This window comes from Agrobacterium deltaense RV3 (assembly GCF_900013505.1).
Classification (GTDB): domain Bacteria; phylum Pseudomonadota; class Alphaproteobacteria; order Rhizobiales; family Rhizobiaceae; genus Agrobacterium; species Agrobacterium leguminum.
Genome location: NZ_LT009746.1, coordinates 1,698,325 through 1,718,045 on the forward strand (window position 1 = coordinate 1,698,325; position 19,721 = coordinate 1,718,045).

The 19,721-nt window shown below is 60.5% G+C and carries 19 protein-coding genes and 1 pseudogene; 10 read left to right on the forward strand and 10 right to left on the reverse strand.

The window, feature by feature from the left end; genetic code table 11:
* Positions 1-129 precede the first annotated feature (129 nt).
* The 3 genes from trhO to AGR7B_RS22160 all read right to left on the reverse strand — a co-directional run bounded on the left by trhO (position 130) and on the right by AGR7B_RS22160 (position 2,746).
* The gene (gene trhO, locus AGR7B_RS22150) at positions 130-1,074 is read right to left on the reverse strand and encodes an oxygen-dependent tRNA uridine(34) hydroxylase TrhO (protein ID WP_080857907.1); all 945 of its coding nucleotides are present in this window, start codon (positions 1,072-1,074) and stop codon (positions 130-132) included.
* A gap of 291 nt (positions 1,075-1,365) precedes the next feature.
* Entirely contained in the window at positions 1,366-2,274 is a 909-nt protein-coding gene (locus AGR7B_RS22155; RefSeq protein ID WP_080857908.1) for a CHAD domain-containing protein, read from the reverse strand.
* Positions 2,258-2,746, reverse strand: coding sequence for a CYTH domain-containing protein (locus tag AGR7B_RS22160; RefSeq protein ID WP_065655372.1), 489 nt, complete (start codon positions 2,744-2,746; stop codon positions 2,258-2,260). Before AGR7B_RS22160 ends, AGR7B_RS22155 begins: the two co-directional genes overlap by 17 nt.
* Positions 2,747-2,917: 171 nt before the next feature.
* Between AGR7B_RS22160 and AGR7B_RS22165 the strand changes: the two genes are divergently transcribed.
* From AGR7B_RS22165 to AGR7B_RS22180, 4 genes are all read left to right on the forward strand, one after another.
* Positions 2,918-3,556, forward strand: a complete 639-nt coding sequence (locus AGR7B_RS22165; RefSeq protein ID WP_004433419.1) for a 2-dehydro-3-deoxy-phosphogluconate aldolase — start codon at positions 2,918-2,920, stop codon at positions 3,554-3,556.
* 108 nt (positions 3,557-3,664) lie between these two features.
* Entirely contained in the window at positions 3,665-4,360 is a 696-nt protein-coding gene (locus AGR7B_RS22170) for a tellurite resistance TerB family protein (RefSeq protein ID WP_004445183.1), read from the forward strand.
* A gap of 269 nt (positions 4,361-4,629) precedes the next feature.
* Entirely contained in the window at positions 4,630-5,322 is a 693-nt protein-coding gene (locus AGR7B_RS22175; protein ID WP_080857909.1) for a GNAT family N-acetyltransferase, read from the forward strand.
* Positions 5,309-5,569, forward strand: a complete 261-nt coding sequence (locus AGR7B_RS22180) for a hypothetical protein (protein ID WP_080857910.1) — start codon at positions 5,309-5,311, stop codon at positions 5,567-5,569. The genes AGR7B_RS22175 and AGR7B_RS22180 overlap by 14 nt, the downstream gene beginning before the upstream one ends.
* Here the strand turns inward: AGR7B_RS22180 and AGR7B_RS22185 are convergent.
* The 3 genes from AGR7B_RS22185 to AGR7B_RS22195 form a co-directional block, all read right to left on the reverse strand.
* Positions 5,566-6,615, reverse strand: a complete 1,050-nt coding sequence (locus AGR7B_RS22185) for a nickel/cobalt transporter (protein ID WP_078053199.1) — start codon at positions 6,613-6,615, stop codon at positions 5,566-5,568. The two genes, AGR7B_RS22180 and AGR7B_RS22185, sit on opposite strands and share 4 nt — an antisense overlap.
* Entirely contained in the window at positions 6,609-7,250 is a 642-nt protein-coding gene (locus AGR7B_RS22190) for a DUF1007 family protein (RefSeq protein ID WP_161987894.1), read from the reverse strand. The genes AGR7B_RS22185 and AGR7B_RS22190 overlap by 7 nt, the downstream gene beginning before the upstream one ends.
* A 107-nt stretch (positions 7,251-7,357) precedes the next feature.
* Positions 7,358-8,536, reverse strand: coding sequence for a hypothetical protein (locus tag AGR7B_RS22195; RefSeq protein WP_080857912.1), 1,179 nt, complete (start codon positions 8,534-8,536; stop codon positions 7,358-7,360).
* A 270-nt stretch (positions 8,537-8,806) separates the two neighbouring features.
* Here AGR7B_RS22195 and AGR7B_RS22200 point away from each other — a divergent pair, with 270 nt between their 5' ends.
* From AGR7B_RS22200 to AGR7B_RS22210, 3 genes and pseudogenes are all read left to right on the forward strand, one after another.
* Positions 8,807-9,094, forward strand: coding sequence for a hypothetical protein (locus tag AGR7B_RS22200; RefSeq protein ID WP_004433441.1), 288 nt, complete (start codon positions 8,807-8,809; stop codon positions 9,092-9,094).
* 525 nt (positions 9,095-9,619) lie between these two features.
* Positions 9,620-10,267 carry an outer membrane protein gene (locus tag AGR7B_RS22205; RefSeq protein ID WP_080857913.1) on the forward strand — a complete coding sequence of 216 codons (648 nt, stop codon included), beginning with the start codon at positions 9,620-9,622 and terminating at the stop codon, positions 10,265-10,267.
* Positions 10,268-10,595: 328 nt separating this feature from the next.
* Positions 10,596-11,779, forward strand: a pseudogene (locus AGR7B_RS22210) (MFS transporter).
* A gap of 28 nt (positions 11,780-11,807) precedes the next feature.
* On the opposite strand, the gene AGR7B_RS22215 reads toward AGR7B_RS22210, so the two are convergent.
* From AGR7B_RS22215 to AGR7B_RS22230, 3 genes are all read right to left on the reverse strand, one after another.
* Positions 11,808-12,800 carry a WD40 repeat domain-containing protein gene (locus AGR7B_RS22215; protein ID WP_004433450.1) on the reverse strand — a complete coding sequence of 331 codons (993 nt, stop codon included), beginning with the start codon at positions 12,798-12,800 and terminating at the stop codon, positions 11,808-11,810.
* A gap of 482 nt (positions 12,801-13,282) precedes the next feature.
* A complete protein-coding gene (locus AGR7B_RS22225) occupies positions 13,283-14,401 on the reverse strand; it encodes a CobW family GTP-binding protein (RefSeq protein WP_059758487.1) in 1,119 nt (372 codons plus the stop codon).
* A gap of 113 nt (positions 14,402-14,514) precedes the next feature.
* Positions 14,515-15,315, reverse strand: a complete 801-nt coding sequence (locus AGR7B_RS22230; protein WP_078053192.1) for a creatininase family protein — start codon at positions 15,313-15,315, stop codon at positions 14,515-14,517.
* A 79-nt stretch (positions 15,316-15,394) separates the two neighbouring features.
* Between AGR7B_RS22230 and AGR7B_RS22235 the strand changes: the two genes are divergently transcribed.
* The 3 genes from AGR7B_RS22235 to AGR7B_RS22245 all read left to right on the forward strand — a co-directional run bounded on the left by AGR7B_RS22235 (position 15,395) and on the right by AGR7B_RS22245 (position 18,362).
* A complete protein-coding gene (locus AGR7B_RS22235; RefSeq protein WP_035263256.1) occupies positions 15,395-15,904 on the forward strand; it encodes a MarR family winged helix-turn-helix transcriptional regulator in 510 nt (169 codons plus the stop codon).
* Positions 15,905-16,038: 134 nt separating this feature from the next.
* The gene (locus tag AGR7B_RS22240; RefSeq protein ID WP_080857914.1) at positions 16,039-17,061 is read left to right on the forward strand and encodes a LacI family DNA-binding transcriptional regulator; all 1,023 of its coding nucleotides are present in this window, start codon (positions 16,039-16,041) and stop codon (positions 17,059-17,061) included.
* 338 nt (positions 17,062-17,399) lie between these two features.
* The gene (locus AGR7B_RS22245; RefSeq protein WP_080857915.1) at positions 17,400-18,362 is read left to right on the forward strand and encodes a 2-hydroxyacid dehydrogenase; all 963 of its coding nucleotides are present in this window, start codon (positions 17,400-17,402) and stop codon (positions 18,360-18,362) included.
* 162 nt (positions 18,363-18,524) lie between these two features.
* On the opposite strand, the gene AGR7B_RS22250 is transcribed toward AGR7B_RS22245, so the two are convergent.
* Positions 18,525-19,652, reverse strand: a complete 1,128-nt coding sequence (locus tag AGR7B_RS22250; RefSeq protein ID WP_080857916.1) for a Gfo/Idh/MocA family protein — start codon at positions 19,650-19,652, stop codon at positions 18,525-18,527.
* Positions 19,653-19,721: the final 69 nt, after the last annotated feature.

Consider the following 19,721-nt stretch of genomic DNA (forward strand, 5'->3'; position numbering starts at 1 on the left):
CCACGCTGCCGGATCTCGGAGAGCTTGCCCCCTCATCCCGCTGCCGCGGACTTCTCCCCGGCGGGGAGAAGAAATACGCGGGGGCCGCTCAATCGAAATCCTACTCTGAATACCGATCGCCGACCGGGCTTACCGCCCCAGATGCCGCTCGCCACGCTTCTTTGCCAGTTCGATCTGCTGCTGCCGGTCGCGGAAGCGCTGGCGATCCTCTTCGCTGCGATCATCGTAGCAGCTTGGGCAGGACACGCCTTCCTCGAATTTGGGGGATAGGCGCACTTCCGGTGTGATCGGATTGCGGCAGGCGTGGCAAAGCTGGTGGTCGCCTTCGGCAAGGCCGTGCACCACGGAGACGCGCTCGTCGAAGACGAAGCAGGCGCCTTCCCACAGGCTTTCTTCTTCCGGCACTTCTTCCAGATATTTCAGGATGCCGCCCTTGAGGTGATAGACCTCGTCGAAACCCTGTTCCTTCATGAAGGCCGTGGCCTTTTCGCAGCGAATGCCGCCAGTGCAATACATGGCAATCTTCGGCTTGTTGTGCAGGCCGGGATTGTTCTTCACCCAGTCGGGAAACTCGCGGAAAGTTTTCGTCTGGGGATCGACCGCGCCCTTGAAGACGCCGATGGCGGTCTCGTAATCGTTGCGGGTGTCGATGACGATTGTATCCGGATCGGAGATCAGCTCGTTCCAGTCGCGCGCCTCGACATAGGTGCCGACGATGCGGTTCGGATCGATATCCGGCACGCCCATGGTGACGATCTCTTTTTTGAGCTTCACCTTCAGCCGCACGAAAGGCATGTGCGAGGCGCGGCTTTCCTTGTGCTCCAGCGCGGTAAATTCCGGCTGGGCGCGCAGGAAGGAGAGCACGGCGTGAATGCCCGCATCCGGCCCGGCAATGGTGCCGTTGATACCTTCGGCAGCAAGCAGCAGCGTGCCCTTGACGCCGTTTTCCTGGCAGAGCGCAAACAACGGCTCGCGCAGGCTCTCGAACCGCGGCAGGCGGGCGAAATGATAAAGCGCGGCCACAAGGAAATCACCAGAGACTTCCGGGCGGGGGAGAATGGTCGTGTCGGTCATGGGCGCTGAAATACAGCGACGGCGGCCGCAAAGCAATATTTATCGGCGGGTTCGGGTATTTTGAAAATCGTCAAATCGGGAGGGTTTGCGGGCTTTCTGTCGCTCCTGCCGCCGTGTGCAGGCAACAGGGTGTTGCATTGGCGCCTCCGTCATTCCGGCCTTGAGCCGGAATCCAGCCGACGCGCGTCTGCGCGGCGGAGAGAATCTTTTCAGCCCAAGGACTTGGGCTGGCTGGATTCCGGCTCAAGGCCGGAATGACGGAGGTGGGTGAGCGCCGAAAGTGGCGTTAGCCTATTTCGCCGCCTGCCGCCACAACAGGCCGACGATGCGGCTTTCGGTGCGGGCGGATTCGGAAAACACCTCGTTTGCCAGCGCAAGGCCTTCCGTGCGCAGCGCCTGCTGCCTCTCGATGATCGCGTCCAGCAGCAGGGCCAGCCGCTCGCCATTGCCGAAACGCTCCGGCTCGCGGTCGGCGACGGCGGCAAGAACCGAGAGATCGTGCTCGTGGCCGAGAATATCCACCAGCCGCTTGGTATCGGCCCGCTTGGCGCGCATGGCGGAAGGCCAGAGCCGGCGCATCAGGCCAAGATGCATCCAATAAGCCTGCCCGGACTTGCGCAATTCATGGAAATGCTCGGCGTCGGCCTGCTTATGGCAATCGGTGAGCGCCTTGCGCGCCCTTTTTCTCTGTTTCGCCCAGGCGCTTTTCAGCAGCCGGGCGGTGTCTTTCAACTCATCCGGCAGCGACAGGTCCTCGAGCTTCTGGCGCGCTTCCCCGCAGCCGGCAATGGCGGCGGCTATGGCCTCGTCGAGACCCGCTTCATGTTCTATGGCGTCGTCGCGGCGCGCGCGCAGCATCGCGGTGATCGAGCGCAGCGCTTCGCCCTGCGCATCGGAACGCGCGAAGGCCTCGAGATATTCCGCTGTCTCCACCAGCGCCGTCGCATCGCGCGCAAAGGCGAGGGAGCGGGCGATATCGCGAATACGGGCGTTTTCTTCGCGGCCGAAATCCGGCGCCCCCTTGCGGATGAGGCGATAGAGGGCGCGCAGCCGCTTGAACCGCTTGCGGGCGTCGTGCACGGCCTCGTGCGATCCGGACGGCTGGTCGCGAAGGATCGTGACCGTATCGTCGATCAGCTCCAGCCCGGCCCGACGGATTTCATTGTCGAAGGGCTTTTTCGGATCAATTCTGAAGGGCATCCGGCAGGTCTCCGTTCGGACAGTCCATGGCGAGCGACTGGTTGGAGAAGCGCTTGTCTCCGGTGACTTCCCTGCCCAGCCAGGACGGCAGATCGGGATCGGCATTCTCGTCGTTCATTTCCACTTCCGCCACCACCAGCCCGTGATATTTCCCTTCGAAAACATCCACTTCCCAGGTGAAGCCGCCATGATCGACGGTGTGGCGGGTTTTTTCGATCACAACCCCCGGCGCGCTCGCCATCAGCTCTTCGGCGTCCTTGAGGGGGATTGAATATTCATATTCGTCGCGGACAAGCGCGCTTGCGCCGATCTTGATGGTCAGGGTCGCATCGCGCTGGTCGACGATCCTGACCCGGACCGAGCGGTTTTCCATCGAGGCGACATATGCCTGCCGGAAAGCCATGCTATGCGTGACCTCATTGCGCCATTCACCGCCTGCAACAAGAAACTTCCGTTCAATTTCCTTGGCCATGCTGTCTCCGCGAACTGGGGCGCCAGATTATCGCAATATGATAGTGCGATGAAGCGAATTGATTGAAGTATCTGGATAAAAATGCGGCTGGCGCGCCTCGACATGAAAGCCGAGGCAGGCTAATCGGTAGACGGAATTTCAATCGTTTCAATTGCGCAAGGGAGGCTCATCTTGGCCCAGGACTCCGAAAAACTGCTCTCCATCCTCAAGCTCCAGCCGGTCGTGCCGGTGCTGATCGTGGATGACGCCGCTTCCGCCGTGCCGCTTGCGCGCGCTTTGGTCGCAGGCGGCCTGAAGGCGATCGAGATCACCATGCGCACACCGGCGGCGCTCGATGCCATCCGCGCGGTTGCGGCGGAAGTGGAGGGTGCGAATGTCGGCGCCGGCACCATTCTCAATGCCAGGGATTTCGAAGCTGCGGCGGAAGCCGGCTCCACCTTCATCGTCAGCCCCGGCATCAATAAAAGCGTGCTGGAAGCCGCACGCGGTTCGAAGGTGCCGCTGCTTCCGGGTGCTGCCACCGCCAGCGAAGTCATGGCGCTGCGCGACGAGGGTTACAAGGTGCTGAAGTTCTTCCCGGCCGAACAGGCGGGCGGCGCACCTTATCTCAAGGCGCTGTCCTCGCCGCTCGCCGGCACGGTCTTCTGCCCGACCGGCAGCGTGTCGCTCAAGAACGCCAATGATTACCTCTCCCTGCCGAACGTCGTCTGCGTCGGCGGCTCCTGGGTTGCCCCGCGCGAACTGGTGGCGACGGGTGACTGGGCGGGCATTACCAAGCTTGCCGCTGAAGCCGCCGCACTGCGCGCCTGATTTGCATTCTGTCAAACCCGTTCACGAAGGCGTGAGCGGGTTTGACATTTGTATTCGGCCCACGGCTTCCTATCTCCCCTGTAGATTTGACCTCTACAGGAGATTTTGATGTTCGACGCCAAGAAGCTTCTTGAACAATTCCTCGGCTCGCAGGTGCCGGGCCTTTCGGGAAGCGTCCGTGACAGAGCCGGGCAGGCCGCCGATATCGCCAAGAATAATCCTCTGAAGGCCGGCGCGCTCGCCGCCGCCATTCTGGGCACCAAGACCGGCCGCAAGCTCGCCGGCAATGTCGCCACCATCGGCGGTGTCGCCGCCATCGCCGGTCTCGGTTACCTCGCCTACAAGAATTACAAGTCCGGCCAGGCGCCTGAAGCAGCGCCAAAACCCGAGCCGGAGCTGCTCGCCCCGCCCGCCGATTCCGCCTTCCATCCGCAATCGCCCGCTCTTTCCAACGATTTTGCGCTGAAGCTCATCCAGGCGATGATCGCCGCCGCCAAGGCGGATGGTCATATCGATGAGAAGGAGCGCGCCAATATCATGGACAAGGTGCAGGTCTCCGGCCTCGATAGCGAAGCCGAGCGGTTCCTCGAAAAAGAGCTGGCCGATCCTCTCGACATCGACGCGCTGGTGGCTGCCGCCCGCACGGAAGAGCAGAAGGTGGAGCTTTACACCGCCTCGCGGCTTGCCATCGAGGCCGATACGCGGGCGGAGCGGGGGTATCTCGACCTTCTTGCCGGGCGGCTTGGGCTGCCGGATGCGCTGGTGGACCATATCGAGGCGACGGTGGTGGCGGCGAAGGTTTGAGGTAGGCGTTTAGCCTCGGCGGGCGCGGTTCACCCCCCTCTGCCTGCCGGGCATCTCCCCCTCAAGGGGGGAGATCGACCCGAGGCGATCTCTTGGCCATCTTCAACGTTGCGAGTAAGCGAGCGTTTCCTTCTGGCTGATCTCCGTCCCTTGAGGGGAGATGCCCGGCAGGGCAGAGGGGGGTGAACCGCGCCCGCCGACCCGACACATGCACTGTTGTCATCCCGCCCCGCTTGCCCTAATCCTTCTCCCAGCAAATGGGGAAGAGAATGCGCGATCTGAGTGATTTCAAGGGATGTCCGCCGCCGCAGCCGGTGGTGTTGAAGGGCCGTTACGTGACGGCGGAGCCGTTCGATCGCGAAAAACATCTCGCAAGGCTCTGGGCCGCACTTGGCGGCGAGGGCGTGAATGAACTGCTCAAATATTTCCCGCAAAGCGCCTTTCCCGATGCCGACGCTTTCGGCGACTGGCTCGTCGGCGCAGGGCAGAAGCTCAACTGGGTCACGCTGGTCTTCGTTGAAAACGCCACCGGCGATATCGTCGGCATGGCGAGCTACATGCGGCCCGATCCCGCCAATGGCGTGGTCGAGGTCGGCTCCGTCGCCCATGGCGCGAAGATGAAGCGCTCGCCTCTTTCCACCGAGGCGCATTACCTGATGGCGAAACATGTTTTCGAGGATCTGGGGTATCGCCGTTACGAGTGGAAATGCCACAATGAAAACGAGCCCTCCAAGATAACGGCGAAGCGTTATGGCTTCACCTTCGAGGGCGTTTTCCGCCAGCATATGATCTCGAAGGGCCAGAACCGCGATACGGCGTGGTTTTCCATGATCGACGGCGAATGGCCGCTGATCGGCAAGGCCTTCGAAGCCTGGCTTTCGCCGGAGAATTTTGCGGCCGATGGCGCGCAGAAGCGCAAGCTTGAGGATATCCGTGCGGAGTTTGCCGATGCCGTTGCCTGAACACTCGGCGCCTGAAAATCCGGCGCCTGAAAAGCCGCGCCCCGGCAAGAAGGATTGGTCTCCGGCCTTCGCCGCCGCCCTCATCATCGTCGGTTTCGGGCTGGTCTTCTTCGTCATGCCGAAGATCATGCTGTGGCTCGGCGATTATTCGCCCTGGCTCGCCGCTGCCTTCGGTACGGTGGCGGTACTGTGTTTCTTCCTGCTGTTCTGGCTGCGCGCCCGTTACCAGCGTCGCCGTGACGGTTAGAGCTGAAGCGACGCGCCGAGCAGCAACAGCCCCATGATGAGCACGAACAGCGCACCGGCGATCTCTATCGCATGGCTGATGCCGGCTGCCCTGCGGCTGCCGGGGCCGGCGAAACGCACGGCGAGGCCTTTTGCCGAGACGGCCATGATGGCGAGCAGCGATACCGTTATGGCCGTGCCGAGCGACATGGCGAGGACGGAGAGCACACCGCCGAGATAAAGCCCGTTCAGAAGCGCGAAGCTCATGACGATGATCGCGCCAGAGCAGGGCCTGAGCCCCACGGCGATGATGGCGGACCATGCCTCGTGCAGGCTGAAGTTCTTGCCCTTGAGCAGCATCGGATCCGGCGCATGGGATTTACCGCAGGCGGCGCAGAGATCGCCCGTGCCGTCATGGTCGTGATCGGCAAAAACCGGCTTGCCCTGGAACCGCAGCCCCGTGCCCATGCCGCTGGTTCGGGCCACCGATGCCTCGCCCGCCGTGGCGAAGACGGGAACGGGTTCCCGCCGGATGCGCAGCGACCAGAGTTTTCGCACCAGCAGCCAGGCGCCGAACAGCGCCACCATGGCGAAGCTGGCGATTTCCATCGCCTGCGTCGCCTTCGTCATGGTGATGGAGGTGCCGCGCAGCACCAGCCAGGCCGCACCGACGAGGCCGATGGCGACCGCACCCTGAATGAGCGCCGAAACGAAGGAAATGAGAATGCCGCGTTTCAGCTGCGTCTCATTGGCGATCATATAGGACGAAATGACCGCTTTGCCGTGGCCGGGACCGGCGGCATGGAAAACGCCATAAGCAAAGGAGAGGCCGATCAGCGAGCTGAGCGCCCAGCCATCCTCACGCATGGCCTTCAACGCGCCGGTCAGTGCCCGATAAAACATCTGCTGGTGCACGTTGATCCATTGCATCAGCGGCGCGAAGGGGCCGCCGACGGAAAAGGAAGGCTCGGCCGAGCCGATGCCGAGCGGCGATTGCGCATGGGCCGCACCGGCCACGACAATGAGGCCAATGGCGACTGCGAAGAGGCCGGCCCTGCGGCTCAGCATGAGACCTCCAGCCGGGTGGCGAAGAGTTTGGTCATGTCGGTGCCGGTCGGATCGTTGAAGAAGGCGTCGGTGAGCGTGCCCTGGTTCTGCGAGATCACCTCGTCGGGATCGGGACGGACGACATGATGCTTGCAGGCATTCAGATCCTTACCCTGCGTGGCGATATCGCCGTCCTTGGCGAAATCGATTGCCGTATACATGGTCGGATCCCAGGCGCCGAAGCTGAGCTTGCCCTTGACGGCCAGAGGCTTGGTCGGCTTCACGGAGAAGAACATCAGGATCTGCTGATCCTTATAGTCCACGTGAATGGCCTCGGGCTTCCCAAATTCCACCGGTTTTCCATTGGCGGTGATGAAGGTGTAGTAGGAATATTCGGCGAGCGATTCCAGCACGGTATTGCCGATCTCGGCCAGTTCGTCCTTGTCGAGCTTCAGATCGCTGTTCTTGTCGTAATCCATCACCACGCTTGCCGAGAACATCTCGTCGAAACGCCAGATATTGCGCACTTCCTGAACGGTGCCGTTCGGCCCCTCGACGATTTCCATGCGGGCTTCGGCAAAGATATGCGGATGCGCCGCCGCGGCGACGGGAACGCAGGCAAGGCCGGCCGCGAGGAGCAAAAAGCGTCTGTTCATTATCCGGTCTGTCCTGCCTTCGAATCTGGAAGGCCCGACTCTAGCAGAAATTGGGACCGAATTTCGACCTGATGCGGCTGATCCTTCGCGCGGGCCGACACTAAATTTCAGAAGGTGCCGCTGAAACGCGAGGTGATGCTGGAGCCGCTATAGGCAAGATCGGTATCGCGCTCGCCATGCAGCAGGCGGTTGAACTCCACCTCCAGCTTGCTGTTCTTGCCGGTATCGAAGGAGAGCGTCGCGACCAGCCGGCGCTCGCTGGTATCGTAATTATAATAGATCCAGTCCTTGTGGACCCGGTGCAGCGCAAGATCGAGCCCCACCTTTTCGGTGAGCCTGCTTTTTATGACGAATTGAAAGCGGCGATGGAATTCGGCAATCGGGTCATCCGGGTCGAAAAGCGCATAGTCCTGCGAAAAGCCCGCGCCGAAGGCGATGTGCTCAGTGGCCTTCACCTCGGCCTCGGCCCGCAGATAGGGGCGGGTGCGCTTTACCTTGTCGCTGATCTCATCGCCGGAAATGGATGTGAAGCCCGCTTCGGCCAGAACCGCGAAACGGTCGGAGAACTTGTAACCATAGGCCAGAGAACCTCGCAGCGTGTTGGCCGGGAAACGTTCATATTTTTCCTGCTGCCCCTCCGGCACGGCGATACGGTCGTAAGCAAGCGTCAACCCGGCCTCGCCGCCGCCGAGTGATCGTGCATGTTCGGCCTTCAGCGATAAAAGCGCCTCGTTCGCTTCCAGTCGGGTGGGCAGGAAATAGGCCGGGCGGAAGCGCGCCTTGCCTTTCATCAGGCTGGCGAGGCTTGCCGTCAGCGTATTCTTGCCGCCAAGGGCGAGGATGCCGAGCTGGGAAGACGCCTCCAGCTTGTGATCCAGCTGCCGGTAGCCAATGTCTTCTTCCGGCAGGTGCAGGAAAATATCGCCGGCATCGCTGCGGGTGCCGCGCAGCTCAAGGGCCCATTCCAGCTTCTCGGAAAATCGTTTCGTCAGCCCCAGCGCCGCGATGGTGTTATGTTCATTGGCGAAACGATAGCGGGGCAGGCGAACCTCTTCCTGCTCGAGTGAATAACGCAGCTCAGCCCCTTCCAGCGCGATCTTGCCGTTGAGCCCGAAGCCGGCGCGCAGCGAAATCGCGCTCAGCCGGTTGGTGTCGGCGAAATAATTGCTGTCATAAGCAATGCCGGATTTATAGGTGACATTGTGCTCATCGGCCTTTTCCCCCGCCCGCGCGCCGCAGGCGCAGGCAAGCCCGAGAACAAGCGCGATATATCCCCCCACCCTCATTCGCATCTCCGGTATCTAATTAAGCAATATCTTATATTTGGATGGTTAATAAAGTTTCCCGCACCGCTTTACTGTCGCGATACAGGTGCCGACCGGCATTGTTCGAACAAGAGGTGGAAGCGCGAAGATGCGATATGTAAAATTTTATTAAAATCGCAAGTATTAGTGTTAATCGTTTATTGTAATATTAGCCTTTGCTTGAATTAGAATACTCTAAATATACAGTTCAGTTACGCCAGATGGCGTGATCAAACAAAAGAGGAGAGAGAAATGATTGCAAAGTTCGCTTGTGTAGCCGCTATTCTTACTGTCGCTTCCGTTGGTCAGGCCAATGCGGGCGGTCTTCTGGGAGGCATCCTGTCCGGCAACAGCAACAAGGGCGGCGCCCTTGTCGTCGTCTCGCCCAGCATCGATCTGGGTGTCAGCGGCATCCTGTCCAATAACGGGATCCTGAACGGCAACAAGACCGGCATCCTGAACGGTGTGCTGAACGGCAACAAGACGTCCGTCGATGTCATCGACAACAAGAATGACGGCGGCAAAAAGCGCCGCCACTAACTGAAACCCGGAACGGGATGGCGAAACCATCGGGCTTTTCTCCATCCCGCTCCAACGCAACAGCTCGAAAATCATCAGGGATTTTCGACGCAGACGATGCGCGCAGCGCATAAGCCGGCAATGATCCTTGAGTTGCGTGTGTTTGACGCATGGCGTTTCCGGCAAGAACAAACGGCGCATCGCATGACTGGAAGAGGGCCTCGCGGCCCTCTTTTTTTATTCTGGATGCTCCATCAGCACCTTGTGTCCGCCGATCCGTGAAGGCTTCGGAAAGGGGGTGCGCCGATGGATATTTATATTTTCATATTATAATTTCTATATTTGTAATAAATGAAATTATAAAGTAAAAATATGATCTATATTTTAAAATACTTTCATTTTTGCTGCTGCTGTTACTTGCTTTTAACTTTTGGATGTTTCAATTAACACGTGTCCACGACTCGCCATTTGTGATTGTGATTTCGGTGGCGGGTATGTTCGCGGCTCGCATTTCGGCGGGTAAGGAAGTTTTGAAGGAGCTATTTCATGTTGAAACAATCATTTCTCGCGCTCGCCGCGCTCGGCGTTCTTTCCGGCGCAGCCATTGCTGCCGATGCCGTCAGCGACATTCCGGCAGCACCTGTCGTCAACGATGCCGCGCCTGCCTTCTCCTGGGACGGTTTTTACGCCGGTGTTTCGGGCGGCTATGGCTGGGAGCGGTTGAAAACGACTGAAGACGGTGAGACCGACAAGCATAGTTTCGATGGCGCTCGCTTTGCGGGCTTTGCCGGTTACAATGCCGAAGTCGCGCCGTCCGTCATTCTCGGTGTCGAGGGTGATCTCGGTTATGCCTGGGGCAAAAAGACGATCAACCTCAGCAAGGTTTCCTCGGGCCTGAACGGCTCCGCGCGCCTGCGTGCCGGCTATGCGGTCGACCGCGCCCTGATCTACACCGCCGGTGGTTACACCGCGACGGACAGCGAGATCAAGACGCCCTTCGGCAATACCAGCAAGATGCTGAATGGCTGGACGATTGGCGCCGGCATCGATTACGCCTTCACCGACAACGTATTCGGCCGTCTCGAATATCGTTACAACGACTTCGGCAAGGAAACCTACACTGTCCGGGGCATTTCCGCCGATGGAAAGCTCAGCGAACATGTCGTCAGCGTCGGTCTCGGCGTAAAGTTCTGATTTGCGGATTTTCGTTTCCGAAGAGGGTCGCCCATCTTTGCGGTGGCGGTATCGGGGGCGACAGTTCGACGCATATCGATCCATAACCAGCCCGGCGGCAAGAAAAACCGCCGGGCAGGTGCTTCTAATTGAGTGACACGGGCTTGCGGTTGAGGGCTTGCGTCCAGCCCCAGGGCGGCAGCCAGGCCCGGCATAAAAGAAGCGGCTTCGCCTTTAACCGGCAATGAAACCGCATCCTGCTTTCCAAGCAGGCTTGAACAGCGGGCCTTTTTGATGTGATGGTGGTCGCCGCCATCCCGTCCCGCCTCCCAGCCTTCAGTCGATTCCCATGCTCCAGAAAAGCACTTTGCCGGGCGCTTTCGATCGTCAGGCCTATTTGATCGCCCTGCTGGTTTTTATTGCCGGCAGCACCAATGCAGCTGTCGTGCCATTTATCGGTTTTTACATCATCCAGGTGCTCGGCCATCCGCCGGCCACCGTCGGTTTTTACAGCGTCACGGCGGCGCTGGCTTCGATTGCCGCCAGCCGTGTTTATGGCGAGCGTGTCGATGCCGGGGTGCGGGTGAGGCCGTTGTTGATGCTTTCCGTGTGCGGCGCTTTTGTCGCGGCCGCGGCGGCGAGTTTCGGGCATCTGGCGCTGCTGGTGGCGATAACGGCGACCGGCATGGGGCTTTCCAATGCCGCCAGCACGCTCATTTTCAGTTACGGCCGGTATCATGGCCGGGTGAAGGCGCTCGATACGGCCGCCTATAATGCCTTCCTGCGGACGATGGTGTCGCTGGCATGGATGCTGCTGCCTGCCGCCGCCTATCTGATCTTCGATCTTGCCGGCGCGAAGGCCGTGTTCGTGAATGCCATGCTGATGGCGGTCATCTGGGGCGGGCTTGCCCTTGCGGTCGTGCCGCGCGATCAGACCAGCCCGATGGAGCGGCGACCGGCGGGTGACGACGATACACGGCGCAACCTGCCGCTGCTTCTGGCGGCGGCCGCCAGCTTCTGCATGTCTTTTGCCCATGCTCTCTGCGCCTCGGCCCTGCCGGTGTTTCTGGTGCGGGAGGTCGGCCTGCCGGATTACGTGCCGGGCCTGTCGCTCAGCGTCAAATGCGCCATGGAGGTTCTGTTCATCCTGCTTGCGCCGCGAATGATGCGCCGCTTCAGCGCCCGCCTGCTTCTGGGCGTTTCGGCGGTGATGGCCATCGTCGCCTTCAACGTCATCGCCTCGGTCACCACATTGCCGGCCATGATCGCGGGTGCAGCGCTGGAAGGCGCCTATTACGGCCTTTGTGCCGGCACTTGCCTTACTTTCGTGCAGGGCTTTGCGCGCGGCCGCACGGCCCGGGCGACGGCGCTCTACATGAACTCCATTTTCCTCGCCGCGCTTTTTGCGGTGCCGCTGATGGGCTTCGTATCGCAATATGCGAGTTTCGGCGTCTCGATCCGGCTCGCTTCGGTTGGTGCGCGGGCGCGGCCTTGCTGCTGTTGTTTTTGACGCGGCGGCAGGTGGGGGAGTAGGGCGGCCTGTTACCCCCGCGTCCATCCCTCAAGCCGAAATATCGATGATCCCGCAATCCCCCGCTTCGGAGGCGAAGGCAAGCAGCTTGCCCGTGGCGCTCCAGTCCATGCCGGTGATGGCGCCCTTGCCGGGGCGGCGCAGCAGGGCTTCCTTGCCATCGGCAAGGCGAACGCCGAGGATCATGCCGTCGATGAAGCCGATGGCGAGCACATCTTCCACGGGGTGGAAGGCGACATTGGTGACCATGATGTTGGCGCGGCTGCCGAGTTCTTCCGGGGCCTTGCCCATCGGGCCGTCCTTGCCGGCAAACGGCCAGACGATGGCGGCCGGCGCACCGGAAGAGGCGAGCCATTTGCCCTTTGCCGACCAGGAGACGGATTTGACCTTGGCGGGATAACCCGTCATGCGCATATGGCGGGCTTCCATGCCGCCCTTGGTGGCTTCCATCTTCCAGCCGTGCAGGGCATTTTCCTGCATGGTAGTGACGAGGAACTTGCCATCGGGCGAAAAGGTGACGCCCGTATGGGCGCCCTTCCATTCCAGATCGACGGGATCGCCGGCGGTCGCCACCCAGTGCAATGTCACACCGTTATAACGGGCAACGGCAATGCGCAGGCCCTTGGGCGCAAACGCGATGGCCTCCACCGTGCGCTCTTCCTTGAATTCCTTGACCGTGCCGTCCGACAGCCGGACGAAACTGGATTTGCCGACGCCATAAGCGACAGCCTTCTGCGGCCCCCCGGCAACGACGCCCACCCATTTGCGCGGCACATTGGCGATTTCGCCGATGCTGCCGTCATGGCCGATGCGCAGCACGCGGCCGTCTTCACCGCCGGAAAGCAGGGTGGCGCTATAGGGATCGCGCACGCAGGTCAGAAGCCCGTCATGCGCCTCAGTCACCTTCTCGCCGCCATCCAGCCGGTGAATGGTGCCGGCGGCGGTGGCAAACAGGGGAATGTCGCCGAGAAAATGGGTCGAGACCACGTGGCCTTCGATATCAAGCGGGGCAACAGTCGGCATGAGGCATCGGTCTTTCGTATCTGTGTCGGATGGGCGGGGGCGTTGCTCCCGCTCGCTGGCATGGTTCTAGAGCATTTCCGGCAAAAGCGGAACCGCTTTTACGTTCGGACGATTCGTGAAATCAAGGAGATAGAGCGATTTGTGGTAGAGGAACCACCCTACACGACAGTTAAAATCATTGACGCGCCGGCGCTCCGGGCTCACCCCCCTCTGTCCTGCCGGACATCTCCCCCTCAAGGGGGGAGATCGGCAAGACGCTTTCTTGTCACTTCATTCTCGACCGTCGAGAGGTGCGAAACCTCGCCACGGGCCGATCTCCGCCCTTGAGGGGGAGATGTCCGGCAGGACAGAGGGGGGTGAGCCCGGAGCGCCGGAGTGTCAATGATTTTCAACTGCCGTATACGGTGTCGAAGAACGCGCGTCGGGCGGATGACGGACGCAGCCGCACCCCGGTCTGGCACCGGGGTGACGGGGCCGAACGATCAGGCCGTCGCGAGGCAGGCGTTGAAGCTCTTTTCCAGCTTCTCGCGGTCCAGTTCGCGGCCGATGAAGACGAGGCGGCTTTCGCGTTTTTCGTCTTCCTTCCACGGGCGCTGGTGGTCGCCCTCGATGATCATGTGCACGCCCTGCACCACGTAACGTTCCGCATCGCCCTTGAAGGCGATGATGCCCTTGAGGCGCAGAATGTTCGGGCCATCGGTCTGGGTGACCTTCTGGATCCACGGGAAGAACCGCTCGGGGTTCATCTCGCCGCCGCGCAGCGAGACCGACTGCACCGTCACATCATGGATCGGCGAAACCGCGCCATGGTGGTGATGATCGTGGCCATGGTCATGATCGTGGTGATGATGCCCATGATCGTGGTCATGGTCATGATGATGGTGGTCATGATCGTGGTGGTGATGATCGCAATCAGGGCCGCAAACATGGTCGTCATGGCCGTGCTCGAGGAAATGCGGATCGTTTTCCAGCGCGCGCTCCAGATTGAAGGCGCCCTGATCGAGAACCCGGGCGAGATCGACGCCGGACCGGGTGGTCTTGTAGATGCGCGCGGAAGGATTGATGGCGCGCACGATATCCTCGATGCGGGCCACTTCCTCCGGCGAAACGAGATCGGTCTTGTTGACGACGACGACATCGGCAAAGGCGATCTGGTCTTCGGCCTCGCGGCTGTCCTTCAGGCGCAGCGGCAGGTGCTTGGCGTCAACCAGGGCAACGACGGCGTCAAGCTCGGTCTTGGCGCGCACGTCGTCATCCATGAAGAAGGTCTGGGCGACGGGAACGGGATCGGCAAGACCTGTCGTTTCGACGATGATGCCATCGAAACGGCCGGGACGGCGCATCAGGCCTTCAACGACGCGGATGAGGTCGCCGCGCACCGTGCAGCACACGCAGCCATTGTTCATTTCGTAGATTTCTTCATCGGACTCGACGATCAGATCGTTATCGATGCCGATCTCGCCGAATTCATTGACGATGACAGCGTATTTCTTGCCGTGGTTCTCGGAGAGAATGCGGTTGAGAAGCGTCGTTTTGCCGGCGCCGAGATATCCCGTCAGGACGGTGACTGGAATGGGCTTGGCTATAGCTGTTTCGGTCATGGAAAACCCCGCGTGGAGAGAGGCCGTCAGGCCTCAGGAAGATGTGTCGTCGTCCATATAGGCGCGACGTCCGGGCAGTTCAAAGAGATTTTGGCCGAATTCGGCCATGGCACTCAAATTTTGTTATGAAATAACGTTATGTCAAAAGCGTGGATATCTTCAAGCAGTTCGACAAGGCCTTTTACGGCATGGGAAATCAGCCTTTCGCCCTTTTCCGCAGTGGCGGCGGCGGCGTTTCCGGCAACGCCATCAGGGTTGAGGTCGCTCATCAGCCAGCCGAAGGCGTGGGGGCCATAGGCGCGCAGGTGTTTGAAGCGGCTGGCGAAATCGCTCTGGCGGGAGGGAAAGTCTTCGGCCTTCTGCATCGCCACGCGTTCGGGATGAAGCGCCAGCATGACCGATGTTTCGATATCGCCGCCATGGATGTCGACCGCCTTGTCCTCCGGCTTCACGATATCGGCCGGTACGCCGAAACGGGTCCAGCTTGTGGCGACCGCCAGCATGCCGAAACGGGCGCGGGCCTCGGTGGCGACGATGGTCATCAGCGGTGAGTTGCCGCCATGGGCGTTCAGCATCACGAATTTGCGCACGCCCTTTTTATATTCCGCCTCGGCGATGCCGAGCCAGCGCTCGATGGCCTCATCGTAACGCAGGGTTTTCGTGCCCGGCACATTCATGTGTTCGATGGAATAGCCGACCGGTTCCGCCGGCAGGAAGGAGACGGGCAGGTGGGCGGGCAGGGTGGCGGCGAGACGGGCGGCGATGCCTTCGGCAATCAGCGTATCGGTCTCGAAGGGCAGGTGCGGCCCATGCTGTTCATGCGCGCCGAGCGGCAGCACGGAAATTGCAGCTGTTGCGCGAAGATGCGGGTCTGTTACGTTTTCGTCGTGATAATGCGTGTATGAGTTTGGCATATGGCAGTCCGCGCGTGCATTCGTTAAGGATTTCCAGCAACATATATCGGTTCCGCCACAGGGTAAAAGGCACTCGCATATGAGCAAGGACAAAACCGGGCATAAGGACAAAAGCGCCAAGAAGGAAAAGGGCGGCAAGAAGGTAAAGGACGCCAAAAAACGGGATGAGAATTTCAACCCCGAGGAACTGGCGCAATCCATCACCCAGGCGGCCCGTTCCATGCGCACGGCGCTGAGCCACAGCCTTGCCGAAAGCGGGCTTTATGCGGGCCAGGACGGCGTTATCCTGGCGCTGGCGCAGGAAGGCAGCCTCACGCCGGGGCAGATCGCCCAGAAACTCGGCGTCAAGGCGCCGACCATGACACGCACCATCGGCCGCATGGAAGCACAGGGCTTCGTGGAACGCAGCGGCGACGACGAGGATGGCCGCGTGACGCTGGTGAAGCTGACGGAAGCGGGTTTGAAAAGCGTCGAACACATCAATGTTTCCATCGCCAATTGCGGCGCAAGAGCCGTCGAGGGGCTTTCGGCCAAGGATGTGCGCAACATCGTTAAACTCTTGAAGGCCATAGACGCCAATCTTCAATAATTTTTGCTGAAATTTTTAAAATAACCATCTGTTTTGTGGGTATTCCTTAAACGGGTTGCGGATTTTGTTTAAATTGTTTAATTGCAATTTAAACGGAGCCATCCGTCACTGACACGCGTTTGGGGAGGAATGCCGTGGCCCAAAAGGTCAAACTGTCCACGATTGCCGAAAGCCTCGGTCTTTCGACCGCCACCATTTCTCTTGCATTGCGCGACAGCCCGCTGGTCGCTGCCGATACGCGGGACAAGATCAAGGAACAGGCGCGGGCGCTGGGATACATCTACAACCGCCGCGCCGCCAGCCTGCGCACCTCGCGTTCCGGCATCGTCGGTGTGGTATTCCACGATGTGATGAACCCGTTTTACGGGGAAATTCTGAAAGCCATCGAAAGTGAGCTGGACCGCAGCCGCCAGACCTTCATTCTTTCCAACCACTACGATTCGGTGGAAAAACAACGCACCTTCATCGAAACGCTGCTGCAGCTCGGTTCCGACGGCATCATCATGTCACCGGCCATCGGCACGCCGATCGAGGATATGACGCTGGCCGAAGAAAACGGCATGCCCGCCATTCTGGTGGCGCGTTCCATGGACGGCGTCGACATGCCGACCTATCGCGGCGACGACAGCTACGGCATTTCGCTCGCCACCAACCATCTGATCAGCCTCGGCCACCGCACCATCGCCATGGTTGGCGGCACCGACCAGACATCGACGGGCCGTGACCGTTATCAGGGTTATGTCAATGCGCTGCGCAAGGCCGGCATCGAGGTCGATCCGAACCTTCGCATTCCCGGCCCGCGCTCCAAGCAGGGCGGTTTCGAGGCTGCCGTGCATTTCCTCTCCCTGCCGCAGAAACCGACGGCGGCCGTCTGCTGGAACGATCTCGTTGCCATCGGTCTCATGAACGGCATTTCCCGCGCCGGTCTGGTGCCGGGTGTCGATATTTCCGTCACCGGCTACGACGATCTGGAAGAGGCGGCGATCGCTACGCCGGCGCTGATCACCGTTTCCAACGGCCAGGCCGAGGTGGGGCGCTTGGCGGCCCGCGCGCTGCTGGACCGGCTGGCGGGCAGCCACGAGCCTGACGGCATTCACCTCATCAAGCCGGAAATGCGCATCCGGCAATCGACCGGGCCGGTGCGGCCGCGGGTGTGAGGCTTCAGACGATGGGAAATGGTGCGCGTTCTGTGCATTGCACCTTTCCGTCATTGCGGCCTTGAGCCGGAATCCAGTCACCGCGTGTCTACGCGGTGAAAAAGACTCTCTCAGCCAAGGACTTGGGCTGGCTGGATGCCGGATCCAGTCCGGCATGACGGTGAGGGCGCTTAAAAAAATCGGCATGAAACTTCCGTCTGCCCCCATAGCATCCCCTTATTGCCCTTTTCACAGCCGTCTTTGTTTGAAAAGATCGCCGCCCAGAGGAGTGGGATGGCGGAAGGTTCGCCTGAAAGCCGCTCCGGCTATCGGAATGTTATCAGGAGGAATATCCGCTCATGTCTGACAAAAAGGCCGTCGTTCTCGTTCCCGGCAAGATAAACCCGCGCGTTCTCGAACGCCTCGAAGGCAAGGTCGAGATCGTGACTGTGCCTGCCGGCGCCGAGCCGGTTCTGCCTGATGGTGCGGCCGAGCGTGTTAACGCCATTGCCGTTTCCGGCGTCGTCAACGCCAAATGGATCGATGCGCTGCCGAAGCTCGAGATCATCGCCAATTTCGGCGTGGGTTATGATGGCGTCGACGCCAAACATGCCGCTACGCGTGGCATCGTGGTGACGAATACGCCTGATGTGCTGAACGACGAGGTGGCGGATACAACGATTGCGCTTTTGATCAACACCGTGCGCCGTCTTTATCAGGCCGAGACCTGGTTGCGCGACGGCAAATGGGTTGGCGAAGGTCCGTTCGCGCTGTCGCCGTTTTCGCTGCGCGGCCGCAAGGTGGGTCTCTTTGGCATGGGTCGCATCGGGCAGGAAATCGCCAAGCGGCTGGAGCCTTTCAAGGTGGAAATCGGATACCACACCCGCAGCAAACGGGATGGCCTTTCCTACACCTATTACGACTCGCTGAAGGAGATGGCGGAAGCGGTCGATATATTGATCTGCATCGTGCCGGGCACGCCGGAAACGCATAAGGCGATCAACGCCGAAATCCTGACGGCGCTGGGGCCTGAGGGCGTGTTCATCAATGTCGGGCGCGGTTCCAGCGTCGATGAGGATGCGCTTTTGCAGGCGCTTAAGAGCGGTGCTGTGGGCGCTGCCGGTCTCGATGTGTTCTATGCCGAGCCGAAGGTGCCGGAAGCCTTCCTGTCGCTGCCGAACGTCTCCCTGCTGCCGCATGTCGCCTCCGCCTCGGTTCCGACGCGCAACGCCATGGCCGATCTGGTGGCCGATAATATTCTCGGCTGGTTCAAGGACGGCAAGGTGCTGACGCCGGTGCCGGAAACGCCGGTCAAGGGGTGAGGCTTTACCGCCACACGCCCGTCACCCCGGACTAGATCCGGGGTCCAGCGCGATCAAGTCCTTGATCGCGAAATACTCCTCTCACGGCGCAGACGCGCCGTGGCTGGATACCGGCTCAAGGCCGGTATGACGGAGGAGACGTTTTCGCCCTTTGTGGGCGTTCTATTCCGCAATCTCCGCACTTCCCACCCATCGCCCTTCCGCAAATGATCGCGCCATGGCATGAATGCTGCGCTCGATCTTCAGCCCTTCCTCGAAATCGATGATATGGGCCTTTTTCCCCTCGATTGCCGCGATCAGTTCCCGGCATTCGATCACCTTCAGATCGTTGAAGCCGAGGCCGTGGCCGGGGGCGGGGATGAAGCGGTCGTAGGGCTTGTGGTGCGGTGCGGTGAGAATTGTTCTGAAACCCTGTTCTTCCGGGCGTCCATCCGTGGTGTAGAGCTGGAACTCGTTCATCCGCTCCTGATCGAACAGGATCGAGCCGGTGGAACCATAAATCTGGATGGCGATGCGGCCCTTGCGGCCCCAGGCGGAACGGTTGGCAATGAGCACGGCGGAAATGCCGCCTTCGAGCTTCAGCAGCACGCTGGCGAGGTCATGTGTTTCGACGGCGCGTTCGCCACCGCCGGCAAGCGGCCGGGTTTCATAAGGCTTCACCATGTCGGTGATGGCGCTTTCGGCATGGCCGAAGAGGGCGAAGAGCAGGGACAGAGGGTGCACGGCAAAATCGTCCAGCGCGCCGTAACCGGAGGAAGATTCGCTCTTCCAGTAGAAGGGCTGGGTGGCATCCGCCATGAAGTCCTCGTCCATTTCGGCGCGGACGTGATAGACCCTGCCGATGGCGCCTTCGTCGATCAGACGGCGGATATGGCGGATGACGGGGTTCTGAATATAGTTGTAACCCATCGCTGCCGCCTTGCCGGAGCGGCGGGCCGCATCGCGCATCTTCACCGCGTCAGCAAAAGCGGGCGCCATCGGCTTTTCGCACCAGACATGTTTGCCGGCCTCAAGGGCGGCAATCGCCATTTCCGGGTGGAAGGCGTTGGGCGTGGTGACCGAGATCACGTCGATCTCGGGGTCGGAAAGCAGGTCGCGCCAGTTGCCCGTCGAACGGGTAAAACCGAACTCGGCGGCTTTCTTCGCGGCAAGCTCGGGGTTAACTTCCGCGAGCGTCACGAGGCGGGGGCGTTCCACATCGCCGAAGACGCTGGTGACGTTGTTCCACGCCAGCGCGTGGCATTTGCCCATGTAACCGGTGCCGATAAGGCCCACGCCAAGAGCGGCCATGGTATTCTCCTCCTGAAATTATTTGAATTAATTCAATTGTTTGGATGCGTTGGTTCAGCTCCGACGCAG

What these genes read in the sequence shown, in the direction of transcription:
- AGR7B_RS22230 (WP_078053192.1), bottom strand. Translation starts at nt 15,315, where the DNA reads ATGCCAAACTCATACACGCATTATCACGACGAAAACGTAACAGACCCG.
- AGR7B_RS22235 (WP_035263256.1), top strand. Translation starts at nt 15,395, where the DNA reads ATGAGCAAGGACAAAACCGGGCATAAGGACAAAAGCGCCAAGAAGGAA.
- AGR7B_RS22180 (WP_080857910.1), top strand. Translation starts at nt 5,309, where the DNA reads ATGCCGTTGCCTGAACACTCGGCGCCTGAAAATCCGGCGCCTGAAAAG.
- AGR7B_RS22155 (WP_080857908.1), bottom strand. Translation starts at nt 2,274, where the DNA reads ATGCCCTTCAGAATTGATCCGAAAAAGCCCTTCGACAATGAAATCCGT.
- AGR7B_RS22175 (WP_080857909.1), top strand. Translation starts at nt 4,630, where the DNA reads ATGCGCGATCTGAGTGATTTCAAGGGATGTCCGCCGCCGCAGCCGGTG.
- AGR7B_RS22245 (WP_080857915.1), top strand. Translation starts at nt 17,400, where the DNA reads ATGTCTGACAAAAAGGCCGTCGTTCTCGTTCCCGGCAAGATAAACCCG.
- AGR7B_RS22195 (WP_080857912.1), bottom strand. Translation starts at nt 8,536, where the DNA reads ATGAGGGTGGGGGGATATATCGCGCTTGTTCTCGGGCTTGCCTGCGCC.
- AGR7B_RS22190 (WP_161987894.1), bottom strand. Translation starts at nt 7,250, where the DNA reads ATGAACAGACGCTTTTTGCTCCTCGCGGCCGGCCTTGCCTGCGTTCCC.
- AGR7B_RS22170 (WP_004445183.1), top strand. Translation starts at nt 3,665, where the DNA reads ATGTTCGACGCCAAGAAGCTTCTTGAACAATTCCTCGGCTCGCAGGTG.
- AGR7B_RS22225 (WP_059758487.1), bottom strand. Translation starts at nt 14,401, where the DNA reads ATGACCGAAACAGCTATAGCCAAGCCCATTCCAGTCACCGTCCTGACG.
- AGR7B_RS22205 (WP_080857913.1), top strand. Translation starts at nt 9,620, where the DNA reads ATGTTGAAACAATCATTTCTCGCGCTCGCCGCGCTCGGCGTTCTTTCC.
- AGR7B_RS22250 (WP_080857916.1), bottom strand. Translation starts at nt 19,652, where the DNA reads ATGGCCGCTCTTGGCGTGGGCCTTATCGGCACCGGTTACATGGGCAAA.
- AGR7B_RS22185 (WP_078053199.1), bottom strand. Translation starts at nt 6,615, where the DNA reads ATGCTGAGCCGCAGGGCCGGCCTCTTCGCAGTCGCCATTGGCCTCATT.
- trhO (WP_080857907.1), bottom strand. Translation starts at nt 1,074, where the DNA reads ATGACCGACACGACCATTCTCCCCCGCCCGGAAGTCTCTGGTGATTTC.
- AGR7B_RS22215 (WP_004433450.1), bottom strand. Translation starts at nt 12,800, where the DNA reads ATGCCGACTGTTGCCCCGCTTGATATCGAAGGCCACGTGGTCTCGACC.
- AGR7B_RS22200 (WP_004433441.1), top strand. Translation starts at nt 8,807, where the DNA reads ATGATTGCAAAGTTCGCTTGTGTAGCCGCTATTCTTACTGTCGCTTCC.
- AGR7B_RS22160 (WP_065655372.1), bottom strand. Translation starts at nt 2,746, where the DNA reads ATGGCCAAGGAAATTGAACGGAAGTTTCTTGTTGCAGGCGGTGAATGG.